The sequence below is a fragment of the Acinetobacter tianfuensis genome, assembly GCF_003611465.1.
GTDB classification, from domain to species: domain Bacteria; phylum Pseudomonadota; class Gammaproteobacteria; order Pseudomonadales; family Moraxellaceae; genus Acinetobacter; species Acinetobacter tianfuensis.
The window spans coordinates 1-1,016 of the sequence record NZ_RAXV01000095.1; the positions used below are offsets into that span (position 1 = coordinate 1).

Annotated in this window: 1 protein-coding gene; it reads left to right on the forward strand. The window is 39.5% G+C overall.

Features of this window, described 5'->3' with window-relative positions:
* Positions 1-8: 8 nt before the first annotated feature.
* Positions 9-1,016, forward strand: a 1,008-nt coding sequence (locus tag D7V32_RS17015; protein WP_228200247.1) for an RNA-guided endonuclease InsQ/TnpB family protein, incomplete at its 3' end; no start/stop codon positions are given.

Below are 1,016 nucleotides of genomic sequence, written 5' to 3' on the forward strand. Positions count from 1 at the left end.
ACGCAAAGGTGCTGATTCAATTAGCATCTGAGGTGAATTTTGTTTGGAATTATGTGAATGATTTAAGCTTTAAACACCTAAAAAGAAAAGGTGAATTTCTATCTGCATTTGATATTGCTCAATACACCAAAGGCACATCTAAAGAGTGTGGTTTGCACAGCCAAACTATTCAGGCTGTCACCGAAGAATTAGTCACACGTAGAAAGCAGTTCAAGAAAGCAAAGCTCAAATGGCGTGTAAGCAACAAGAAATCAGCAAGAAAATCGCTTGGGTGGATACCCTTTAAGAAAGTAGCAATTAAGTATGCTGATGGATATGTTCAATATGGCAAGCACCAATTTAAGCTTTGGGACAGCTATGGTCTAAGCAAATATGCCGTTAAGACAGGCTCATTCGTTGAGGATAGTCGTGGGCGTTGGTATGTGTGCCTTGTTGTTGATTCACTGAAACAAGAAAAACCAACAGCAACTAAAGCTATAGGTATTGATCTAGGTTTGAAAGACGTTGCAACCTGTTCAGATGGTACAGTGATTTCAAACCCTAAATTCTATTGTAAATATGAAAAGAAACTAGGTATTGCTCAACGAGCAAGAAATAAGAAACGTGTCCGTGCATTACACGCCAAGATTGCAAATTGCCGTAAAGACCATTTGCATAAGGCAAGCACCATGCTTGTTAAGGGAAATGCACTCATTATCGTTGGTGATCTCAGTGCTAAAAAGCTTGTAAAAAGTAAAATGGCGAAATCTGTTTTGGATACAGGGTTTTCAGCATTCACAACAATGCTTCGATATAAATGCGAGAACGCAAAAGTATTGTTTGAAGAAGTCAGTGAAAAATTCACAACCCAAATCTGTTCGTGCTGTGGTGAAATCACCACAAGCAGTCCGAAAGGTAGGATAGATTTGCGAATAAGAGAATGGATATGTGAATGTGGCAGTTACAACCTTCGGGATGTAAATGCCGCTAAAAACATTCTTGCGCTTGGGCTTAAGCGTCTAGAAGTAGGAATCCCC